The sequence below is a fragment of the Streptomyces sp. NPDC107546 genome, from assembly GCF_055639175.1.
Genome location: NZ_JBVKBA010000013.1, coordinates 18,670 through 38,632, shown reverse-complemented (window position 1 = coordinate 38,632; position 19,963 = coordinate 18,670). Strand labels below are relative to the sequence as shown.

16 protein-coding genes are annotated in these 19,963 nt (G+C 71.3%); 11 read left to right on the top strand and 5 right to left on the bottom strand.

Features of this window, described 5'->3' with window-relative positions:
* Positions 1-8 precede the first annotated feature (8 nt).
* Together ACZ7L1_RS20380 and pepN are read left to right on the top strand one after the other, a co-directional pair.
* Positions 9-1,025, top strand: coding sequence for an aspartate-semialdehyde dehydrogenase (locus ACZ7L1_RS20380; RefSeq protein ID WP_471438952.1), 1,017 nt, complete (start codon positions 9-11; stop codon positions 1,023-1,025).
* Between the two features lie 131 nt (positions 1,026-1,156).
* Entirely contained in the window at positions 1,157-3,736 is a 2,580-nt protein-coding gene (gene pepN / locus ACZ7L1_RS20375) for an aminopeptidase N (RefSeq protein ID WP_471438950.1), read from the top strand.
* 101 nt (positions 3,737-3,837) lie between these two features.
* On the opposite strand, the gene ACZ7L1_RS20370 is transcribed toward pepN, so the two are convergent.
* Positions 3,838-5,325 (bottom strand): FAD-dependent monooxygenase, encoded by a 1,488-nt coding sequence (locus ACZ7L1_RS20370; protein ID WP_471438948.1) that lies wholly within the window; start codon positions 5,323-5,325, stop codon positions 3,838-3,840.
* Between the two features lie 100 nt (positions 5,326-5,425).
* Here ACZ7L1_RS20370 and ACZ7L1_RS20365 point away from each other — a divergent pair, with 100 nt between their 5' ends.
* A complete protein-coding gene (locus tag ACZ7L1_RS20365; RefSeq protein WP_471438946.1) occupies positions 5,426-5,998 on the top strand; it encodes a TetR/AcrR family transcriptional regulator in 573 nt (190 codons plus the stop codon).
* A 119-nt stretch (positions 5,999-6,117) separates the two neighbouring features.
* Here the strand turns inward: ACZ7L1_RS20365 and ACZ7L1_RS20360 are convergent, their stop codons facing one another.
* The 4 genes from ACZ7L1_RS20360 to ACZ7L1_RS20345 all read right to left on the bottom strand — a co-directional run bounded on the left by ACZ7L1_RS20360 (position 6,118) and on the right by ACZ7L1_RS20345 (position 9,708).
* Positions 6,118-6,357 carry a hypothetical protein gene (locus ACZ7L1_RS20360; protein WP_200417407.1) on the bottom strand — a complete coding sequence of 80 codons (240 nt, stop codon included), beginning with the start codon at positions 6,355-6,357 and terminating at the stop codon, positions 6,118-6,120.
* Positions 6,358-6,456: 99 nt separating this feature from the next.
* A complete protein-coding gene (gene malQ / locus ACZ7L1_RS20355; RefSeq protein WP_471438944.1) occupies positions 6,457-8,532 on the bottom strand; it encodes a 4-alpha-glucanotransferase in 2,076 nt (691 codons plus the stop codon).
* Positions 8,533-8,772, bottom strand: coding sequence for a hypothetical protein (locus ACZ7L1_RS20350; protein WP_471438942.1), 240 nt, complete (start codon positions 8,770-8,772; stop codon positions 8,533-8,535).
* Between the two features lie 399 nt (positions 8,773-9,171).
* A complete protein-coding gene (locus tag ACZ7L1_RS20345; protein ID WP_388986146.1) occupies positions 9,172-9,708 on the bottom strand; it encodes an HNH endonuclease in 537 nt (178 codons plus the stop codon).
* A 323-nt stretch (positions 9,709-10,031) separates the two neighbouring features.
* Between ACZ7L1_RS20345 and ACZ7L1_RS20340 the strand changes: the two genes are divergently transcribed.
* From ACZ7L1_RS20340 to ACZ7L1_RS20305, 8 genes are all read left to right on the top strand, one after another.
* The gene (locus tag ACZ7L1_RS20340) at positions 10,032-11,129 is read left to right on the top strand and encodes a mechanosensitive ion channel family protein (RefSeq protein ID WP_471438940.1); all 1,098 of its coding nucleotides are present in this window, start codon (positions 10,032-10,034) and stop codon (positions 11,127-11,129) included.
* A gap of 367 nt (positions 11,130-11,496) precedes the next feature.
* Complete coding sequence (locus ACZ7L1_RS20335) at positions 11,497-12,708, top strand: ROK family transcriptional regulator (protein WP_471438938.1); 1,212 nt, start codon at positions 11,497-11,499, stop codon at positions 12,706-12,708.
* A gap of 88 nt (positions 12,709-12,796) precedes the next feature.
* The gene (locus tag ACZ7L1_RS20330) at positions 12,797-14,128 is read left to right on the top strand and encodes an ABC transporter substrate-binding protein (RefSeq protein WP_471438936.1); all 1,332 of its coding nucleotides are present in this window, start codon (positions 12,797-12,799) and stop codon (positions 14,126-14,128) included.
* A gap of 2 nt (positions 14,129-14,130) precedes the next feature.
* Complete coding sequence (locus ACZ7L1_RS20325) at positions 14,131-15,072, top strand: carbohydrate ABC transporter permease (protein ID WP_471438934.1); 942 nt, start codon at positions 14,131-14,133, stop codon at positions 15,070-15,072.
* Between the two features lie 2 nt (positions 15,073-15,074).
* Positions 15,075-15,968 (top strand): carbohydrate ABC transporter permease, encoded by an 894-nt coding sequence (locus ACZ7L1_RS20320; RefSeq protein WP_471438932.1) that lies wholly within the window; start codon positions 15,075-15,077, stop codon positions 15,966-15,968.
* 10 nt (positions 15,969-15,978) lie between these two features.
* Positions 15,979-17,244, top strand: a complete 1,266-nt coding sequence (locus ACZ7L1_RS20315; protein WP_471438930.1) for a 6-phospho-beta-glucosidase — start codon at positions 15,979-15,981, stop codon at positions 17,242-17,244.
* Entirely contained in the window at positions 17,235-18,209 is a 975-nt protein-coding gene (locus tag ACZ7L1_RS20310) for an N-acetylglucosamine kinase (RefSeq protein ID WP_471438928.1), read from the top strand. Before ACZ7L1_RS20315 ends, ACZ7L1_RS20310 begins: the two co-directional genes overlap by 10 nt.
* A 367-nt stretch (positions 18,210-18,576) precedes the next feature.
* The gene (locus ACZ7L1_RS20305) at positions 18,577-19,950 is read left to right on the top strand and encodes a hypothetical protein (protein WP_471438926.1); all 1,374 of its coding nucleotides are present in this window, start codon (positions 18,577-18,579) and stop codon (positions 19,948-19,950) included.
* Positions 19,951-19,963: the final 13 nt, after the last annotated feature.

Here is a 19,963-nt window from a genome sequence, read left to right as displayed (position 1 = left end):
GAGTCGCCGTGAGGGTCGGAATCGTCGGAGCGACCGGTCAGGTCGGCACGGTCATGCGCAGGATCCTCACGGAGCGCGACTTCCCGGTCACCCAGCTGCGCCTGTTCGCCTCGGCCCGTTCGGCGGGGACCATCTTCGACGGCGTGACCGTGGAGGACGCGGCGACCGCCGACTACACCGGCCTGGACATCGTGCTCTTCTCGGCGGGTGGCGCGACCTCCAGGGCGCTGGCCGAGAAGGTCGCCTCGCAGGGTGCCGTCGTGATCGACAACTCCTCCGCCTGGCGCAAGGACCCGGACGTGCCGCTGGTGGTCTCCGAGGTGAACCCGCACGCGGTGGTCAACCGGCCGAAGGGCATCATCGCCAACCCGAACTGCACGACGATGGCCGCTATGCCGGTGCTCAGGCCCCTGCACGAGGAGGCGGGGCTCGAGGCGCTGGTCGTCGCCACCTACCAGGCGGTGTCCGGCTCGGGCCTCGCGGGCGTGGCAGAGCTGCACGGGCAGGCGCAGAAGGTGGTCGCCGAGGCCGACAAGCTGACCCACGACGGTGAAGCGCTCGACTTCCCCGAGCCGCAGGTGTACAAGCGCCCCATCGCCTTCAACGTCGTCCCCTTCGCGGGCAACCTCGTCGAGGACGGCCTGAACGAGACCGACGAGGAGCAGAAGCTCCGCAACGAGTCCCGCAAGATCCTGGAGATCCCCGAGCTGAAGGTCTCCGGCACCTGCGTGCGCGTCCCGGTGTTCTCCGGCCACTCCCTCCAGGTCAACGCCCGCTTCGCGCGTCCGCTGTCGGTGGAGCGCGCGACGGAGCTGCTGGCCGGCGCGCCCGGCGTGGCCCTCTCCGACATCCCGACCCCGCTGCAGGCGGCCGGCAAGGACCCGTCGTACGTGGGCCGCATCCGCCGCGACGAGACGGTCGACAACGGCCTGGCCCTGTTCGTCTCCAACGACAACCTCCGCAAGGGCGCCGCGCTGAACGCCGTGCAGATCGCGGAGCTGGTGGCGGCAGAGCTGAGCGAATAGGGAAAACCCTCACATCGAAGGGGCGCGCACCACGACCGGTGCGCGCCCCTTGCTGTACGGCCCGATCATCGCCGAACGTGGCGGTGACGTGGAAGGATGACGGAACCGACCCATCACGAGGAGATGACCGCGTGCCTGGCACAAACCTGACTCGCGAAGAGGCACAGCAGCGGGCGAAGCTGCTCACCGTTGACTCGTACGAGATCGATCTCGACCTCTCCGGCGCGCAGGAGGGCGGCACCTACCGGTCCGTGACCACGGTGCGCTTCGACTCCGCCGAGAACGGCGCGGAGTCCTTCATCGACCTGGTGGCCCCGACCGTCCACGAGGTCACCCTCAACGGCGACCCCCTCGACCCGGCCGAGGTCTTCAAGGACTCGCGGATCGCCCTGCCCGGCCTCCTTGAGGGCCCCAACATCCTCCGCGTCGTCGCCGACTGCGCCTACACCAACACCGGCGAGGGCCTGCACCGCTTCGTCGACCCGGTCGACGACCAGGCCTACCTCTACACCCAGTTCGAGGTGCCCGACGCCCGGCGGGTGTTCGCCTCCTTCGAGCAGCCGGATCTGAAGGCCACCTTCCAGTTCACCGTGAAGGCGCCCAGCGGCTGGACCGTCGTTTCCAACTCGCCCACCCCCGAGCCCAAGGACGACGTCTGGGTCTTCGAGCCGACGCCGCGGATCTCGACGTATGTCACCGCGCTGATCGTCGGCCCGTACCACTCCGTGCACAGCGTGTACGAGAAGGACGGCCAGAGCGTCCCGCTCGGCATCTACTGCCGGCCCTCCCTCGCCGAGTACCTCGACTCGGACGCGATCTTCGAGGTGACCCGGCAGGGCTTCGAGTGGTTCCAGGAGAAGTTCGACTTCCGGTACCCGTTCCAGAAGTACGACCAGCTCTTCGTGCCGGAGTTCAACGCGGGCGCGATGGAGAACGCGGGCGCGGTCACGCTGCGCGACCAGTACGTGTTCCGCTCGAAGGTGACGGACGCGGCGTACGAGGCCCGGGCCGCCACGATCCTGCACGAGCTGGCCCACATGTGGTTCGGCGACCTGGTGACCATGGAGTGGTGGAACGACCTGTGGCTGAACGAGTCGTTCGCCACCTACGCCGAGGCCGCCTGCCAGGCGCTCCACCCCGCCTCCCGGTGGCCGCACTCCTGGACCACGTTCGCCAACCAGATGAAGACGTGGGCGTACCGGCAGGACCAGCTGCCCTCCACCCACCCGATCATGGCCGAGATCAGCGACCTGGACGACGTCCTGGTCAACTTCGACGGCATCACGTACGCCAAGGGCGCCAGCGTCCTCAAGCAGCTCGTCGCGTACGTCGGCATGGACGAGTTCTTCCGCGGTGTGCAGGCGTACTTCAAGCGGCACGCCTACGGCAACACGCGCCTGTCGGACCTGCTGGGCGCGTTGGAGGAGACCTCCGGCCGGGACCTGAAGACGTGGTCCAAGAAGTGGCTTCAGACCGCGGGCATCAACATCCTGCGGCCCGAGATCGAGACGGACGAGCACGGCGTCATCACGTCCTTCGCGGTCCGCCAGGAGGCCCCCGCCCTGCCCGCCGGCGCCAAGGGCGAGCCGGTCCTGCGTCCGCACCGCATCGCCATCGGCCTGTACGGCCTCGACGAGGACAGCGGCAAACTGCTGCGCGACGAGGACGGCCGGATCGAGGTGGACGTCGACGGCGAGCTGACCGCCGTGCCGCAGCTGACCGGCCGGCGCCGCCCGGACGTGATCCTGCTCAACGACGACGACCTGTCCTACGCCAAGGTCCGCCTGGACGAGAAGTCGCTGGCCTTCGTCACCGAGCACCTGGGCGACTTCGAGTCCTCGCTGCCGCGCGCCCTGTGCTGGGCGTCGGCCTGGGACATGACCCGGGACGCGGAGCTGGCGACCCGCGACTACCTCTCGCTCGTCCTGTCCGGCATCGCCAAGGAGTCCGACATCGGTGTCGTGCAGTCGCTGCACCGCCAGGTGAAGCTGGCGATCGACCTGTACGCCGACCCGTCCGCGCGCGAGGCGCTGCTGACCCGGTGGACGGACGCGACCCTCGCCCATCTGCGCGCCGCCGAGCCGGGCAGCGACCACCAGCTCGCCTGGGCGCGCGCCTTCGCGGCGACCGCCCGCACCCCGGAGCAGCTGGACCTGCTGGAGGCGCTGCTCGACGGCTCGCAGTCGGTGGAGGGCCTGGTCGTGGACACCGAGCTGCGCTGGGCGTTCGTGGAGCGGCTCGCCGCGGTGGGCCGCTTCGACGAGGCGGAGATCGCGGGCGAGCTGGAGCGCGACAAGACGGCGGCCGGTGAGCGCCACGCGGCCACCGCCCGGGCCGCCCGCCCGACCGCGGAGGCCAAGGCCGAGGCGTGGGCGTCGGTCGTGGAGTCCGACAAGCTGCCGAACGCCGTGCAGGAGGCGGTGATCGCCGGCTTCGTCGAGACCGACCAGCGGGAGCTGCTCGCCCCGTACGCGGAGAAGTACTTCGAGGTGGTCAGGGACATCTGGGACTCCCGCTCGCACGAGATGGCCCAGCAGATCGTGGTCGGTCTCTACCCGTCGATCCAGGTGTCCGAGGACACGTTGGCGAGGACCGACACCTGGCTGGCCTCCGCCGAACCGCCTCCGGCTCTGCGGCGCCTGGTCTCCGAGGCCCGCGCGGGCATCGAACGGGCACTGAAGGCCCAGGCGGCGGACGCGGCAGCGGCCTGATCGCACGCGGAAGGGGCGCCCGGCTCGTGCCGGGCGCCCCTTTTTCAGTGGCCGAGTTTTGAGTGGCCGCGGTGGGCCGGTCGGTTCGCTCGCCGGTACGGTCACCCTCGGCCCGTCCAGCTGAGCAGCGCGGACTCGATCTGCGCGGCGTCGGGCGCCTCGGCGGCCCAGGCGACATAGCCGTCCGGCCGTACCAGCACGGTCGTGCGCCGTTCGCCCGCCCAGCGCTCCACGGCCAGCCGGTCCTTGCGGCCGTCCGCGTCGTACGGGTCCGGGGTGATCAGCACGAACCGGCCGCCGCGCAGGGCCTCGTAGAGCCGGCCGCCGGTGAGGGCCGCGTCCGGGATGCGCCTGCCGGTGAGCGGGTGGGAGCCGCGCGGAGCGGCGTAGGCGTAGCCGATGCCGGTGACCTGGCCCGTCACGCGCCGCCGGAGGGGGCCGACGTGGGTGACGGCGGCGGCGAGCACGGTGCGCAGCGCAAGGCTCCAGGGCCGCTTGGCCATGGCGAGGCGCACGATGCCGCCGCTGCTGCGCAGCACCGACCTGCCGACGGGGTGCCGTTCGGACTGGTAGGTGTCCAGGAGGGCGGGCTCGGCGTGGCCGCGCAGGACGGCGGCGAGCTTCCAGGAGAGGTTCGCGGCGTCCTGCAGACCGGTGTTCATGCCCTGCCCGCCGGCCGGGGTGTGCACATGCGCGGCGTCCCCGGCGAGGAAGACACGGCCGACGCGGTAGGCGGGCGCCTGGCGCTCGTCGCTGTGGAAGCGGGACATCCAGCGCGCGTCGCGCATGCCGTAGTCGCGGCCGAGCGCGAGGCGGACGGTCTCGCGGACCTCGTCGAGGTCGAGCGGCGCGCTGTCGGGGAGGTCGCGGCCGCGCTGCCAGGCGATGACCCGGTGGTAGCCGTCTCCGAACGGCGCGATGAAGGCGAAGGCGTCACCGACCGCGTTGGCGGTCAGGGTGTGCTCGGGCCGCTCGTCGAGGAGGACGTCGGCGAGGACGACGGAACGGATGACGGACTTGCCCGGGAAGGGCAGGCCGATCGAGGCGCGTACGGCGCTGTGGAGGCCGTCGGCGCCCACGGCGTAGGCGGCGCGCAGTTCGCCGGGCTCGCCGTCGGGGCGGCGGACGTGCAGCGTCACACCGTCGGCGTCCTGGTCGACGCCGGTGACCTCGGTCTCGTACAGGAACCGCACCCCGGCGTCGGCCGCGCGCCGCTCCAGCGCCTTCTCCACCGCGTACTGGGGCAGGACGAGCAGGTGGCGGAAGCGGGAGGGGAGGGTGTCGAGCCGGATGGAGAGCCCGCCGAAGAGCCGGATGTCGGAGAGCGACCGGCCCTTGGCCTCGAGGTCGTCGGCGACGTCGCGGGCGTCGAGTTGCTCCAGGGTGCGGGCGTGCAGGACGAAGGCGCGGGAGAGGTTGCTGATCTTGTGGGGGCGCTTCTCGACGAGGGTGACGGAGACGCCGGCGGTGGCGAGGTCACCGGCGAGGAGGAGACCCGTGGGGCCGCAGCCGACGACGAGGACGCCGGTGGGGGTGGCGTCGCCGCCGCCGGGAGCCGTGGTGACGGTGGTGCGGGGCGTCTCTGCCATGGCTGCCTCCTGATGCCAACGCGTGTAGGCCAACGCTCGTTGGCCAACATATGTTGACCAACATTGGACGGTCAACACCTGTTGGCCTACGTTTGTTGGCATGTCCGAAAAGCCCCCACCCCGCCGCTCCGACGCCACCCGCGGCGCGATCCTCGCCGCCGCCCGGGAGCGCTTCGCCTCCGACGGCTACGAGCGCACCACCATCCGCGCGATCGCCAGGGACGCGCGGATCGACCCGTCCATGGTGATGCGCTACTACGGCTCCAAGGAGGGCCTCTTCGACGCGGTGCTCGACATCGACCTGCGCCTGCCCGACCTGAGGGGAGTGCCCCGCCACGATGTGGGCGTGGTCCTGGTGAACCACTTCCTCACCCTCTGGGAGGAGAACCACGACGCGCTCACCGCGCTGCTGCGCGTCGGCGTCACCAACCCGGCGGGGGCCCGGCGGCTCCAGGAGATCTTCCGGGACCAGCTGCTGCCGGTCGCGCGGCAGACCTGCCCCGACCCCGAGCAGGCACCGACCCGGGCCGGGCTCGCCGCATCACAGGTCGTCGGGATGGCGTTCGCCCGGTATGTGCTGAAGATCCCGCCGGCCGCCGCCCTGGCCCCCGAGGAGGTGGTGGCCTGGCTGGCCCCTACGTTGCGGCGCTACCTCACCGCACCGCATCCGTAGGTCCGAAGCTGTGGAGAACCGTAGGCCCGCGGAACCCGGGCCCTACGAACACGCCGAGGGAGCCCACGCACCCGCCTGGTGCGCGGACTCCCTCGGCGGACAGTACGACCGTGTGGGCGTCAGCCCTGCTTGGTCTCCTTGCGGGTCTTGTCGGTCACCATGACCAGACCCGCGATGACCAGGAACAGCACGATGGGCGCCGCCACGAACAGCCCCAGCGTGTCGGCCACGCTCAGGCCCTTGCCGGGGTCGTCGCCGTCGTCGCGCGTCAGCGCGAGCGCGGGGGACGACATGAGCAGCATCATCAGCGTCGTACCGGCGGCCAGGGCGCCGGCGCGCAGGGCGTTCTTCTTGTCCACGGTGCAAAAGTAGCGAACGCCCTGACGGCCCGCGCGCCCGGGGTGCCGTTCCGGGCCACCGAGGTGCCGCACCGGGCCGCCCCCGGTGCCGTACCGCGCCTACCGACCCCGCACCACGTCCATCAGCGCATACAGCCGCGGCGAGGCCGCCAGGTCCTCCAGCGTCACGGGACGTCCCTGCCCGTCCGCGATCGGCAGACGCCAGTTCGGGTACTGGTCCCAGGTGCCCGGCAGGTTCTGCGGGCGGCGGTCGCCGACCGCGTCGGGCAGCCAGACGCCGACCAGCCGTGCGGGGGTGCGCAGCAGGAAGCGGTGGACGGCCTGGATCTCCCTCTCCTCCGCCACCGCCGAGTTCCCGCCGCTGCCCCCCTCGAGCAGACCGAGCCGCGACAGCAGGGCGAGCCACTGGCCGGTCTCGGCCGCCGCTTCGGCGCGCTCCTCGGCCAGGGGGCGAGTGAGCAGGCCGAGCCGGTCACGCAGTTCGATGTGCTCTCCGCTGAGCCGGGCGGCGGTGGGCGGCAGGTCGTGGGTGGTGGCGGTGGCCAGGCAGTCGGCGCGCCAGCGTTCGGGCGGCAGCGGCTGCCCGTTGCCCTCCCAGTCCCGTTCGAACCACAGGACGGACGTGCCGAGCACCCCGCGCTCGTGCAGCGCCTCACGGACCCCGGGCTCGACCGTGCCGAGGTCCTCGCCGATGACCAGGGCCCCGGCGCGCGAGGCCTCCAGGACCAGGACGGCGAGCATGGCCTCGGCGTCGTAGCGGACGTAGGTGCCCTCCGTGGGCGACTGTCCCTGCGGCACCCACCACAGCCGGAACAGGCCCATGACGTGGTCGATGCGGAGTGCGCCCGCGTGCCGCAGCAGGGCGCGCAGCAGCCGGCGGTAGGGGGCGTAGCCGGAGGCGGCCAGCCGGTCGGGGCGCCAGGGCGGCAGGCCCCAGTCCTGGCCGCGCGGGTTGAAGGCGTCCGGCGGGGCGCCCACCGACATCCCGGACGCCAGGTACTCCTGCTGCGCCCAGGCGTCGGCGCCGCCCGGGTGCACGCCGACCGCGAGGTCGTGGATCAACCCGATCGGCATTCCGGCGTCGCGGGCGGCGCGCTGGGCGGTGGCGAGCTGGGCGTCGGTGAGCCACGCGAGCCGGCTGTGGAAGTCGACGCGGTCCATCAGCTCGGCGCGGGCGCGGCCGGTCGCGGCCGAGCGGGGGTCGCGCAGCCGGGTGGGCCAGGTGTGCCAGTCGGGGCCGTAGAGCTCGGCGAGCGCGTACCAGGTGGCGTGGTCCTCCAGCTCCTGGCCCTGTTCGGCGAGGAAGTCGGCGTAGGCGGCGCGCCGTCCGGGCCCGAGCGGGACGGCGTGCACGCGTTCCAGCGCCTCCCTCTTGAGCTCCCACACGGCGTCGCGGTCGATCAACTCGCCCTTGTCGAGGACGGATTCGCGCAGCCGCGCGGCCCGCTCCAGCAACGCCCCGACGCGGGCGCGGTCCTCGGCGTAGGGGAACTCGGGGATGTCCTCGACCCGCAGGTGCACGGGGTCCGGGTAGCGGCGGGAGGAGGGGCGATAGGGGGAGGGGTCCGTGGGGGCGCCGGGTACGGCCGCGTGCAACGGGTTGACCTGTACGAACCCCGCGCCGAGCGCACGTCCGGCCCAGGCGGTGAGCTCGGCCAGGTCACCGAGGTCGCCCATGCCCCAGGAGCGGCGGGAGAGCAGGGAGTAGAGCTGGACGAGCAGTCCGTAGGAGCGCCCCGGCGGCGCGGGCAGCCGGGCGGGGGCGGCGATGAGGTGGGCTTCGGCCGTGCGGCCGTCGGGGGCGGTGACGTGCAGGCTGTGGACGCCGGGCGGGAGGTCGTCGGCGGAAGGCCGCGCCTCTCCCTGCTCGGTCTCGACGCGTACCCGGGTGCCGTCCGGAAGGGCGGCGAGCTCGGCGGGCGGCTCGCCGCCCCAGCCGACCACGGTCGGGGGCAGCAACCGTTCCCGCAGCTCCCTCTCACGGGCGGCCAGGGCCTCACGTACGGCGTCCGGGGTGCTCGCGTCCACGCCGAGCGCGGCGAGAGCGGCGGTGACCGCGGTGTCCGAGGACGTGACCGTACGGTCCGGGGAGGGGCGGTAGGAGGTGGCGACGCCGTGCAGCGCGGCGAGCCGGGCCAGGGGCGTGTCGTCGCGCTCGGGGTCCGCCGGTGTCATCTAGTACCCCATGGGGTCCGAGCCGGCGGCCAGGGGCTCGCTGGTCAGGGGGGCTACGTCGGCGAGCGGGGGTTCGCTGGTGAGGGGCTCGGCGTCGGGCAGCGGCGGTTCGCTGGTCAGCGGCGCCTGGGTGCGGGCGCCCTCCGCGCTGAGGACGCCGATCGGCGCCCGGGGGCCGACGGAGGGTTCCGCGTCGCGTTTGGACAGGGTGGGGAGCGGATGGTGTGCCGGTACGGCCACGGGGGCCTCCTTGTCGTCGTGCGACGTTCTGCGGGTGAGTGCAGCCCTACCCAGTGGACGCGTGCGCAGACGTGGGAGGGTGGACAAGGTGGGTTTGCTCACAGACCGTACCCCGCGACCGGACCCCGGGGCACGCCATCGTCCCGAGATACCTCCGGACTTTCCGGCACCGGCAAGGCGGAGCGTCGTCCGCGTACTGGAGGTACTCGGGGGATGCGACAACGCGGCGAGGTGCCGTGCCGGGCGTCGCGAGCCGGTGAACCTTTCCGGCCACAGCACCAGGTGCACCCGGGCGAGCTGCGGCAGGCCTGACGGCCGGTCCCGGGAGCGCAGGGGACTCCCGGGGCCGGGCCCCGAGACCAGAGCGGCCGCCCCCGGGGAACACGAAGGCCCGGATCGTCAGGCTGAAATGCCGTCGATCCGGGCCAAGGCGTCGTCCGCGCCGTACGGCTGCAGGTATGGCAGCCAGCGCGGGTCCCTATGGCCGGTGCCGATGATGCGCCAGGCCAGGCCGGTGGGCGGGGCGGGTTTGTGGCGCAGCCGCCAGCCCAGCTCGAAGAGGTGGCGGTCGGCCTTGACGTGGTTGCAGCGGCGGCAGGAAGCCACCACGTTGTCCCAGACGTGCTGACCACCGCGGCTGCGCGGAATGACGTGGTCGACGCTGGTTGCGACGCCACCGCAGTACATGCACCGGCCGCCGTCGCGGGCGAAGAGCGCACGACGGGTGAGAGGAACGGGCCCCCGGTAGGGAACCCGTACGAATCGCTTCAGCCGGACCACGCTGGGTGCGGGGACAGTGACGGTCGCGCTGTGCATGTAGGCGCCGGACTCCTCGAGGCAGACGGCCTTGTTCTCGAGGACGAGGATGAGCGCGCGGCGGAGCGGTACGACGCCGAGTGGCTCGTACGACGCGTTGAGGACCAGGACGTGCGGCACGGATGCCCTCCTTGTACGCCGGCGGCGCGTGGCTCGCGCCGGGACGATCTGAGAGCCAGTGTCCCCTCATGCCTGGTGGAAGCGCCACCATGTCCCGGTAACGGGCTGGGAGTGTTTTCGACCACACCCGGTGCGCCACCGGCCGCGCGCCCCCCTGCTCCACCTGGTGAACCCCCAGGTGACACGGTCTCTGCACGGGACATCGTCATGATCCCCACACGATGCCCCGTTAGTGTGGTGCTCCTGCCGTCCGGTGACCTTTCCGTGACCTCGACGACCTTGACCGCCCCCCACCGGAGGCAGAAGCACTGGAGGTACCCGCCGTGTCCCTGCCCGCCCTACTGGCCGCCGGCGCCACACCGACTCCGTCCCCCACGGAGTCGACGGCTCCGGCGGTTCCCACGTTCCAGGACGCCCAGGAGAGCGCGAACCACGCCGCGAGCTGGGTCGAGCAGAACTGGTCGACCTGGCTCGCGATAGGCCTCAGGGTCATCCTGATCCTGGTCATCGCGGCAGTGCTCAGAGTGGCGGTACGGCGCGCGATCACCCAGCTCATCGAGCGTATGAACCGCACCAGCGAGGCGACGGCGAACGGCACCTCGCTGGGCGGCCTGCTGGTCAACGCCGAGCGCCGCCGGCAGCGCGCTGCGGCCATCGGATCGGTGCTGCGCTCGATGGCGAGCTTCCTGATCCTGGGCACCGCGGCGCTGATGGTGTTGTCGACCTTCCAGATCAACCTCGCCCCGCTGCTGGCGTCGGCGGGTGTCGCCGGTGTGGCGGTCGGTTTCGGCGCCCGCAACCTGGTCACGGACTTCCTCTCCGGCGTCTTCATGATCCTCGAGGACCAGTACGGCGTCGGCGACACCATCGACGCGGGGGTGGCCTCCGGCGAGGTGATCGAGGTGGGCCTGCGGGTGACGAAGCTGCGCGGTGCCGAGGGCGAGATCTGGTACGTCCGCAACGGCGAGGTCAAGCGCATCGGCAACCTCTCGCAGGGCTGGGCTACGGCCGGGGTGGACGTCACCGTCCGCGCGAGCGAGAACCTGGACCGGGTGAAGGCGGTCCTGGACGCGGTGGCCGAGCGGATGAGCAAGGAGGAGCCCTGGAACGAGATCCTCTGGGGCCCGGTCGAGGTGCTCGGACTGGACAGCGTGCTGATCGACTCCATGGTGGTCCGCCTCTCGGCGAAGACCATGCCGGGCAAGGCACTGGCGGTGGAACGCGAGCTGCGCTGGCGCGTCAAGCGGGCGTTCGACGAGGCGGACATCCACATCGTGGGGGGCACGCCCACCACGCTCACGGAGGAGGAACCGGCCGACCCCGCGGCCCCGGTGGCGCCCCCGTCGGCCCACTCGAACCCGGACTCTCCGCAGTCGGAGGCAGCTTCCCCGATCCCACCGCCGCGTCCGGCGGCGAAGTAGCGGGTCGCACGGTCGCATGAGGGAGGCGGCGTCCGGGGGTTCCGGGCGCCGCCCCTTCGTGCGCGCGAAGAGGGGTGAAGGGTTCAGCACACTCTTTGGAGTGAGCGGGAACGTTTTGCTGGAACCCTTCCCCCTTCCCGCCCCCTATCCCACCCTGGGCACCACCCCGTTCGTGAAGGGCTGACGCCCCCCGTAACAACTACATAGCCGCCGGTGGCCGGTATTGACGCCTCCGGCGACCGACCCGTACCTTCCTGCCATCGATAGGAAACCTTCCTAACAGATCACGCAGCGCAGCGATCGCTCGGTGGACTTCCCCGCGCCCCCGCTGAGAAGCTGGGCCGTTGAAAGGCAGGTGGCGACACGCATGGCAGGATTCGCCGGTACACCGGGCACCCCCCGCGTGCTGCGCGCCATGAACGACCGCGCCGCCCTGGACCTGCTCCTGGAGCACGGTCCGCTCAGCCGCACCCGCATCGGCAAGCTCACCGGCCTGTCGAAGCCCACCGCCTCCCAGTTGCTCGCCCGCCTGGAAGCTGCCGGACTCGTCCTGATGACCGGCACCAGCGAGGGCCGCCCGGGCCCCAGCGCCCAGCTGTACGTCGTCAACCCGGCCGCCGCCCATGTCGCCGGTCTCGACGTCACCCCCGAGCGCATCCTCGCCGCCGTCGCCGACATCACGGGCCGGACGGTCGGCGAGTACGAGCTGCCCACCCCAGGCCGCCGCGCGGCGCAGCCCGTCGTACGACAGGTCACCGACGCCCTCGACGGCGCCGTGAAGGCCGCCGGGCTCGCCGCCTCCGACGTGCACCGGGTGGTCATAGGCACCCCGGGCGCCTTCGATCCCAACACCGGCCGCCTGCGCTACGCCTCCCACCTGCCCGGCTGGCACTCCCCCACGCTGCTGGAGGAACTCGCCGCCGCTCTGCCGATGCCGGTCGAGTACGAGAACGACGTCAACCTCGTCGCCCTCGCCGAGCAGCGCCTGGGCGCGGCCAGGGGCCACGACGACTTCGTGCTGCTGTGGAACGAGGGCGGTCTCGGCGCCGCTCTGGTCCTCGGCGGCCGACTGCACCGGGGCTGGACCGGCGGCGCCGGCGAGGTCGGCTTCCTGCCGGTGCCGGGCGCCCCGTTGGTCCGCCAGGTCACCAAGGCCAACAGCGGCGGTTACCAGGAACTGGCCGGCTCCCAGGCCATCCCGAAGCTCGCCCGCGAACTGGGCGTCGAGGACGTACCGACCGGCCCGTACGCCGAGGTCGCCGCCGACCTGGTCGCCCGGGCCGCCGACAGCGCCACCGGCCCCCACCGCCGACTCCTCGAGACGTACGCGACCCGGCTGGCCACCGGTCTGGCCTCGCTCGTCTCCGTGCTCGACCCCGAACTCGTCGTCCTGAGCGGCGCCTCCCTCACCGCCGGGGGCGAGCCGCTGCGGGGCCTGCTCCAGGCCGAACTGGAGGAGCTGGCCGCATCCCGGCCACGCCTCGTGGTCGGCGACGTTCGTGAACACCCCGTGCTGCGCGGGGCGCTGGAGAGCGCCCTCGCCGCCACCCGCGACGAGGTCTTCGACACCTCGCGCTGAGTCCCCGGGTCCCCACCCCGGTTCCGCCCCTGCCCCGGCACCCGCTCCGGTCGAACCACGCCCCCACCCGTCCCAGGGAGACCCCGTCATGCCCGAAACAGTACGAAAAGTCGCCTTTGCCCTGACCGCCTCGGTCGCTCTCCTCACCACCGCCTGTACCGGCCAGTCCTCCTCCGGCGCGAGTGACGACGCGTCCAAGGAGACCACCATCAACTTCTGGCACGCCTGGAGCGCGCCGAACGAGACCAAGGCCGTGAACGCGCTGATCGCCGGCTTCGAGAAGGCGCACCCCAACATCCACGTCAACGTCGTCGCCAACATGACCGACGACAAGATCAACCAGGCGCTGCGCACCGGCGGCGACAAGGCTCCCGACGTCATCTCGTCCTTCACCACGAACAACGTCGGCAAGTTCTGCTCCTCCGGCGCCCTGGTCGACCTCAACCCGTTCTTCAAGAAGGCCGGCATCGACCCGGCCACGACGTTCCCGAAGGCGATGAACGAGTACACCCAGTTCGACGGCAACCGCTGCACGGCGCCGCTGCTGGGCGATGCATACGGGCTCTACTACAACAAGACCGCCTTCAAGAAGGCGGGCATCACGGCCCCGCCGAAGACGTGGTCCGAATTCGAGACCGACGCCAAGAAGCTGACCGTCCCCGACGGCGACGGCTACCAGCAGCTCGGGTTCATGCCGGACTACCACGGCTGGGAGACCACGATCGAGCACTACTTCGCGCAGTTCTCCCCCGGCTACTTCGACAAGAACGGCAAGTCGAACCTGGCCAAGGACCCCGCCTTCACCGCCGGCTTCACGCTCCAGAAGAAGCTGGTCGACGAACTCGGCGGCTACCAGAAGCTGGAGAGGTACCGCTCGAAGCTCGGTGACGAATGGGGTCCCAAGCATCCCTTCCACACCGGCCAGGTCGCCATGCAGCTCGACGGCGAGTGGCGTCTGGGCATGGCCCTGGACGCCAAGCCGAACTTCGACGTCGGGGTCGCCCCGCTGCCCGTCCCCGACGACCAGGCCTCCCAGTACGGCAAGGGCTACATCACCGGCACGATCGCCGGCATCGCCGCCACCAGCACCAAGCAGAACGCGGCCTGGGAGCTGGTGAAGTACATGACCACCGACACGGACGCGGTGGTGAACTTCTCCAACGCCATCCACAACGTGCCCTCCACCCTGGCGGCCCTGAAGTCCCCGAAGCTGAAGTTCGACCCGCGCTTCAAGACGTTCCTGGACATCGCCGCGAACCCCGACTCCACGACCACGCCCGCCTCGGTCAACGGCGGCGTGTACCTCACGACGATCCAGCAGCTCGGATACGACTACGAGAGCGGCAAGGTCAAGGACCTCAGGGCGGGCCTGGAGAGCGCCGCCAAGCAGATCGACACGGACATCGCGCAGGCGAAGTAGCGATGAGCACGATCACCCTCGCCTCGAAGCGTCGCAGGGCGGCGCTTCGGACGGCCGCCTTCATGTCTCCCTGGCTGATCGGTTTCGCGGTCTTCTTCGCGTACCCGCTGATCTCGACGGTCTACTTCTCGTTCATGCACTACGACGGCTTCCGTCCGCCGGCGTGGAGCGGAACGAAGAACTGGACGTATGTCTTCAAGGACTACCCGTTCTTCTGGCCATCGCTCCGCAACACCCTCTGGCTGGTCGTCGTCATGGTCAGCCTGCGGGTCGTCTTCGGGCTCGGCGTCGGACTGCTGATCACGAAGATCAAGACGGGTACGGGCGTCTTCCGCACCCTGTTCTACCTGCCCTACCTCGCCCCGCCCGTCGCCGCCACCATGGCGTTCGCCTTCCTCCTCAATCCGGGTACGGGCCCGGTCAACTCGATCCTCGAGAAGATCGGCATCCCGGCACCGGGCTGGTTCAACGACCCTTCCTGGTCCAAGCCCGCCCTCACCCTGCTCGCCCTGTGGGGCATCGGCGACCTGATGGTCATCTTCATGGCCGCCCTGCTCGACGTGCCGCAGGAGCAGTACGAGGCGGCCGAACTGGACGGCGCGTCGGCCTGGCAGCGTTTCCGGTACGTGACGCTGCCGAACATCTCGCCGATCGTGATGTTCGCGCTTGTCACCGGGGTGATCCAGACCATGCAGTACTACACACAGCCCCTGATCGCCGGAAAGGTCGCCTCCGGTGTCATCCAGGGCGCCGGGACGCAGTTCGAGCCGGGCTACCCCGAGAAGTCCACGCTCACCCTGCCCCAGCTCGTCTACAACCTCGGCTTCCAGCGCTTCGACTACGGCTCCGCCTGTGTGGTCGCGCTCGTGCTGTTCGCCCTGTCCATGGTGTTCACCGCGTTCCTGATGCGGCGCCGGGGCGGCCTCAACCTGGCAGGTGACTGACCATGACCCAAGTACTCGACAAGCCGGTCCAGGTGCGGGCGCCCGTCTCGCCGGCCGCGCGCACCGCCCGCCGCAGGGCCGCCCTGGAGTGGGTCGCGGTCCACTCCCTCGGCGTGGCCGCCGCCCTCTTCTTCACGCTGCCCTTCGTGTTCGTGTTCCTGACCTCACTGATGAGCGACAGCCAGGCACTCAGCCGCGACCTGATCCCGCACACGTGGGAGTGGGGCAACTACAAGAGCGTGCTCACCACCCCCGGCTTCCTCACCTGGTGGAAGAACACCCTGGTCTACGCCGGCCTCGGCACCGTCCTGACCGTCGTGTCGTCCGTACCGGTGGCGTACGCGCTCGCCAAGTTCCGCTTCCGGGGCCGGAATCTGTCCCTCATGCTGGTGGTCTCGATGATGATGCTGCCGCCGCAGGTGATCATCATCCCGATGTACCTGTTCTGGGCGAAGCAGCTGGATCTGGCGGGCACGCTGTGGCCGCTGATCATCCCGATGGCGTTCGGCGACGCGTTCTCCATCTTCCTGCTGCGCCAGTTCCTGATGACCATCCCGAACGAGTACCTGGACGCCGCGAAGGTCGACGGCTGCGGTGACCTGCGGACGCTGCTGAAGGTCGTGCTGCCCATGGCCCGGCCGGGCATCGCCGCCGTCGCGCTCTTCCAGTTCTTCTACGCCTGGAACGACTACTTCGGCCCGCAGATCTACGCCTCCGAGAATCCGGGCGCCTGGACGCTGAGTTACGGCCTGGAGTCGTTCAAGGGCGCGCACCACACCGACTGGAACCTGACCATGGCCGCGACCGTGCTGGTCATGGCCCCCGTGATCCTCGTGTTCTTCTTCGCCCAGCGGGCGTTCGTCGAAGGTGTCACGCTCACCGGAGTGAAGGGTTAGTCAGCCACACATGAAACTCACCGTGGTCGGCGGAGGGTCGACCTACACGCCTGAACTCATCGACGGATTCGCACGGCTGAGGGACACGCTGCCGGTCGAGGAGCTGGTCCTCCTCGACCCGGCCGCCGAACGCCTGGAGCTGGTGGGCGGACTGGCCCGGCGGATCTTCGCCAAGCAGGGGCACCCCGGACGCGTCGTCACGACCGGCGACCTCGACAAGGCGGTCGAGGGGGCCGACGCCGTGCTGCTCCAGCTGCGCGTCGGCGGCCAGGCGGCGCGGGAGCAGGACGAGACCTGGCCGCTGGAGTGCGGCTGTGTCGGCCAGGAGACGACCGGCGCGGGCGGGCTCGCCAAGGCGCTGCGTACCGTGCCGGTGATCCTGGACATCGCCGAACACGTGCGTCGCACCAACCCGAAGGCCTGGATCATCGACTTCACCAACCCGGTCGGCATCGTCACCCGCGCCCTGCTGCAGGAGGGCCACCGGGCGGTCGGGCTGTGCAACGTGGCGATCGGCTTCCAGCGCAAGTTCGCCGCGCTGCTCGGGGTCACACCCGCCGATGTGCACCTGGACCATGTGGGACTGAACCATCTCACCTGGGAGACCGGTGTGCGCCTGGGCGGCCCCGAGGGCGAGAACGTGCTGCCCAAGCTGCTCACCGAGCACGGCGAGGCGATCGCCGCCGATCTGCGCCTGCCCCGGAGCCTGGTGCACCGGCTCGGCGTGGTCCCGTCGTACTACCTGCGCTACTACTACGCGCACGACGAGGTCGTGCGGGAACTGAGGACGAAGACCTCGCGCGCCACCGAAGTCGCCGTCATGGAACGGGAGTTGCTCCAGATGTACGGCGACCCGGCGCTCGACGAGAAGCCGGCGCTGCTCGCCCGGCGGGGCGGCGCCCACTACTCGGAGGCCGCGGTCGACCTCGCGGCGGCGCTGCTCGGCGGATCCGGGTCGCCGTACCAGGTGGTGAACGCGTACAACCACGGCACGCTGCCCTTCCTTCCGGACGACGCCGTGATCGAGGTACAGGCGGCCGTCGGCCCGCACGGACCGTCACCGCTGCCCGTACCGGCCGTGGATCCGCTGTACGCGGGGCTGATGGCGAGCGTGACGGCGTACGAGGAGCTGGCCCTGGACGCCGCCCTGCGCGGCGGCCGGGACCGCGTTTTCCGCGCCCTGCTCTGCCACCCCCTGATCGGCCAGTACGACTACGCCGACGCCCTCACCGACCGACTGATCGCGCACAACCGGGAGCACCTCGCGTGGGCCTGACCGCAAGTGTCCTCGCCATCGACGCGGGCAACAGCAAGACCGACGTCGCCGTGGTGGCCGCCGACGGCGAGGTGCTCGGCACCGCGCGGGGCGGGGGGTTCAGGCCACCGGCAGTGGGCGTGGAGACGGCGGTGGACGCCCTGGCGGAAACCGTCGAGCAAGCCTGCGCGGCGGCGGGGGTCGCCTCGGTCGCGCATGTCTCGGCCTGTCTGGCCAACGCCGACCTGCCGGTGGAGGAGGAACAGCTGGCCGCCGCGCTGCACGCGCGCGCGTGGGGCACGACGGTGGAGGTGCGCAACGACACGTTCGCGATCCTCCGGGCCGGGGTGGCCGAACCGAGAGGCGTCGCCGTGGTCTGCGGCGCCGGCATCAACTGCGTCGGCATGCGCCCCGACGGACGCACCGCCCGCTTCCCCGCACTCGGCCGTGTCTCCGGTGACTGGGGCGGCGGTTGGGGCCTGGCGGAGGAGGCCCTTTGGTGGGCGGCGCGCGCTGAGGACGGCCGCGGCGGCCCGACCGCCCTGGCACGCACACTGCCGGCGCACTTCGGCCTCGCCTCGATGTACGCGCTCATCGAGGCGCTGCACCTGGGGCACATCGCCCACGACCGGCGCCACGAGCTGGCCCCCGTGCTGTTCACGACGGCCGAGGAGGGCGACCCGGTGGCCCGCGCGGTCGTGGACCGGTTGGCGGAGGAGGTCGTCACTATGGCGACGGTGGCGCTCAGGCGGCTGGACCTCCTGGAGGAGGAGACCCCGGTCGTACTGGGCGGCAGCATCCTGGCGGCCCAGCACCCCCAACTGGACGACGCGGTAAGGGACCTCCTGGCGTCGAAGGCCCCGAAGGCGGTCCCCCAGGTGGTCACGGCCCGTCCGGTCCTGGGAGCCGCACTGCTGGGCCTGGACCACGAGGACGCACCGCGCGAGGCCCAGGAACGGGTACGGGGGTACTACGAGGGGGCGTAGCCCACTGCCCACTGCCCACTGCCCACTGCCCACTGCCGCTGTGGCTGCCGCAGCCGCCGTAGCCGCGGGCAGTCGTGCCTCCCCCAGAGCCTTGACGGCCTGGGGGACCTCCAGGGCGGCACAGGTGGGCGCTGGGGTACCCCCTGCTCGAGGAGCTTGGGGAAAGCACCCCGTTGGCGCCGGGTTGCGCAACCTCCCCCCGGCCCACCCCACCCCACCCCCGGGAACCGAACACCCTCACGTCGCGTATTCAAGAGTGGGGGGCAACACAACGGCACAGCTCAGCAACAAGATCACCCAAAGCCCTGTGCGGACAGCACCCCCCGCGGCGATACTTGCCGCGACGGGTGGCCAAGGGGGAGGTCAGGTGACACAGCTGCAGCAGGGCGTCGCCCCACCGGCGACGCCCCTCGCACCCCGCCGCACCGCCTTCGCCGAGGGCGCCGACCGCCTGCGCGCCGCCGCCGCCACCGAGCCCGGCCGGCTCCGCGTCATCGGCGCCGTCCTCGCCCTGCTCGTCGTCTCCTTCGGCGCCGTCGCCGCCTGGCAGATGACCGACCGCGCGGGCGCCGCCGACGACGTACTGCACCGCAGCCAGCCGCTCAGCGCCGGAGCCGCCGACATCTACCGCTCCCTCGCCGACGCCAACACCGCGGCCTCCAGCGGCTTCCTGGCGGGCGGCCAGGAACCCGCCGCGACCACCCTCCGGTACGAGAAGGACATCCGGACGGCCGCCGCCAAGCTGGTCACCGCCGCGGCCAACGCCGAGCCCGGCTCCCCCTCCGCGGCCACCATCACCAAGCTCAACACGCTGCTCCCGGAGTACAAGGGCCTCATCGAGCGTGCCCGCGCCAACAACCGCCAGGGCTTCCCGGTCGGCGGCGCCTATCTGCGGGCGGCGAACGAGAAGATGCAGCAGGAGATGCTGCCGGCCGCCCAGGACCTGTACACCAAGGAGAACCAGCGGCTGCGCTCCGACTACGCGGACGCGACCCCGTACCCCTGGTTCGCCCTGGCCCTCGGCGTCCTCGCGCTCGCCGCCCTCGGCTGGGCGCAGCGCCGCCACTACCTGCGGACCAACCGGGTGCTCAACCACGGTCTGGTCGCCGCCACGGCCGCATCCGCGATCGTCCTGCTGTGGCTGGTCGCCGGCCACAGCGTCGCCCGCGCGGGCCTGAACTCCTCGTACGCACACGGCATCCGCTCGCTGAACGTGCTGCACGACGCCCGTATCGCGTCCCTGAACGCGCGCGGCAACGAGAACCTCACCCTGGTCAGCCGCGGCGCCGAGACCAAGAAGCTGCCGAGCGGGGCGGTCGAGGACGTCTACGACTACGCGTTCCAGCAGGACATGGACGCACTCGGCACGAGCCTCGCCAAGGCGACCTCCCTCGCCGACGACCAAGCGGGCGAGCAGCCCGTGAAGGCCGCCACCGGCAACATGAAGGTGTGGCAGGAGCGTCACAGGCAGGCCCGGGCGGCCGACGACGACGGCAACTACCAGGCGGCCCTGAACAAGATCATCGGATCCCGGGCGGACCAGCCCACCGGCGAGTGCTTCGACAGCGTGGACGCGAACCTGGCGAAGGCGCTGAACCACGAGGAGAGTGAGTTCGTGCAGGCGGCGAGCGACGGACGGGACGCCATGACCGGGCTCCCGCTGGGCGCGGCCGTCCTCGCCGTGCTGGGCGCGTCCGGCGTGGTGCTCGGCATCGGGCGCAGGCTGTCGGAGTACCGGTGAGAGGGGGAGCGGC

Excerpts from the sequence above, each read along its gene's own strand:
- ACZ7L1_RS20370 (WP_471438948.1), bottom strand. The coding sequence starts at position 5,325 with ATGGCAGAGACGCCCCGCACCACCGTCACCACGGCTCCCGGCGGCGGC.
- ACZ7L1_RS20365 (WP_471438946.1), top strand. The coding sequence starts at position 5,426 with ATGTCCGAAAAGCCCCCACCCCGCCGCTCCGACGCCACCCGCGGCGCG.
- malQ (WP_471438944.1), bottom strand. The coding sequence starts at position 8,532 with ATGACACCGGCGGACCCCGAGCGCGACGACACGCCCCTGGCCCGGCTC.
- ACZ7L1_RS20335 (WP_471438938.1), top strand. The coding sequence starts at position 11,497 with ATGGCAGGATTCGCCGGTACACCGGGCACCCCCCGCGTGCTGCGCGCC.
- ACZ7L1_RS20330 (WP_471438936.1), top strand. The coding sequence starts at position 12,797 with ATGCCCGAAACAGTACGAAAAGTCGCCTTTGCCCTGACCGCCTCGGTC.
- ACZ7L1_RS20325 (WP_471438934.1), top strand. The coding sequence starts at position 14,131 with ATGAGCACGATCACCCTCGCCTCGAAGCGTCGCAGGGCGGCGCTTCGG.
- ACZ7L1_RS20320 (WP_471438932.1), top strand. The coding sequence starts at position 15,075 with ATGACCCAAGTACTCGACAAGCCGGTCCAGGTGCGGGCGCCCGTCTCG.
- ACZ7L1_RS20315 (WP_471438930.1), top strand. The coding sequence starts at position 15,979 with ATGAAACTCACCGTGGTCGGCGGAGGGTCGACCTACACGCCTGAACTC.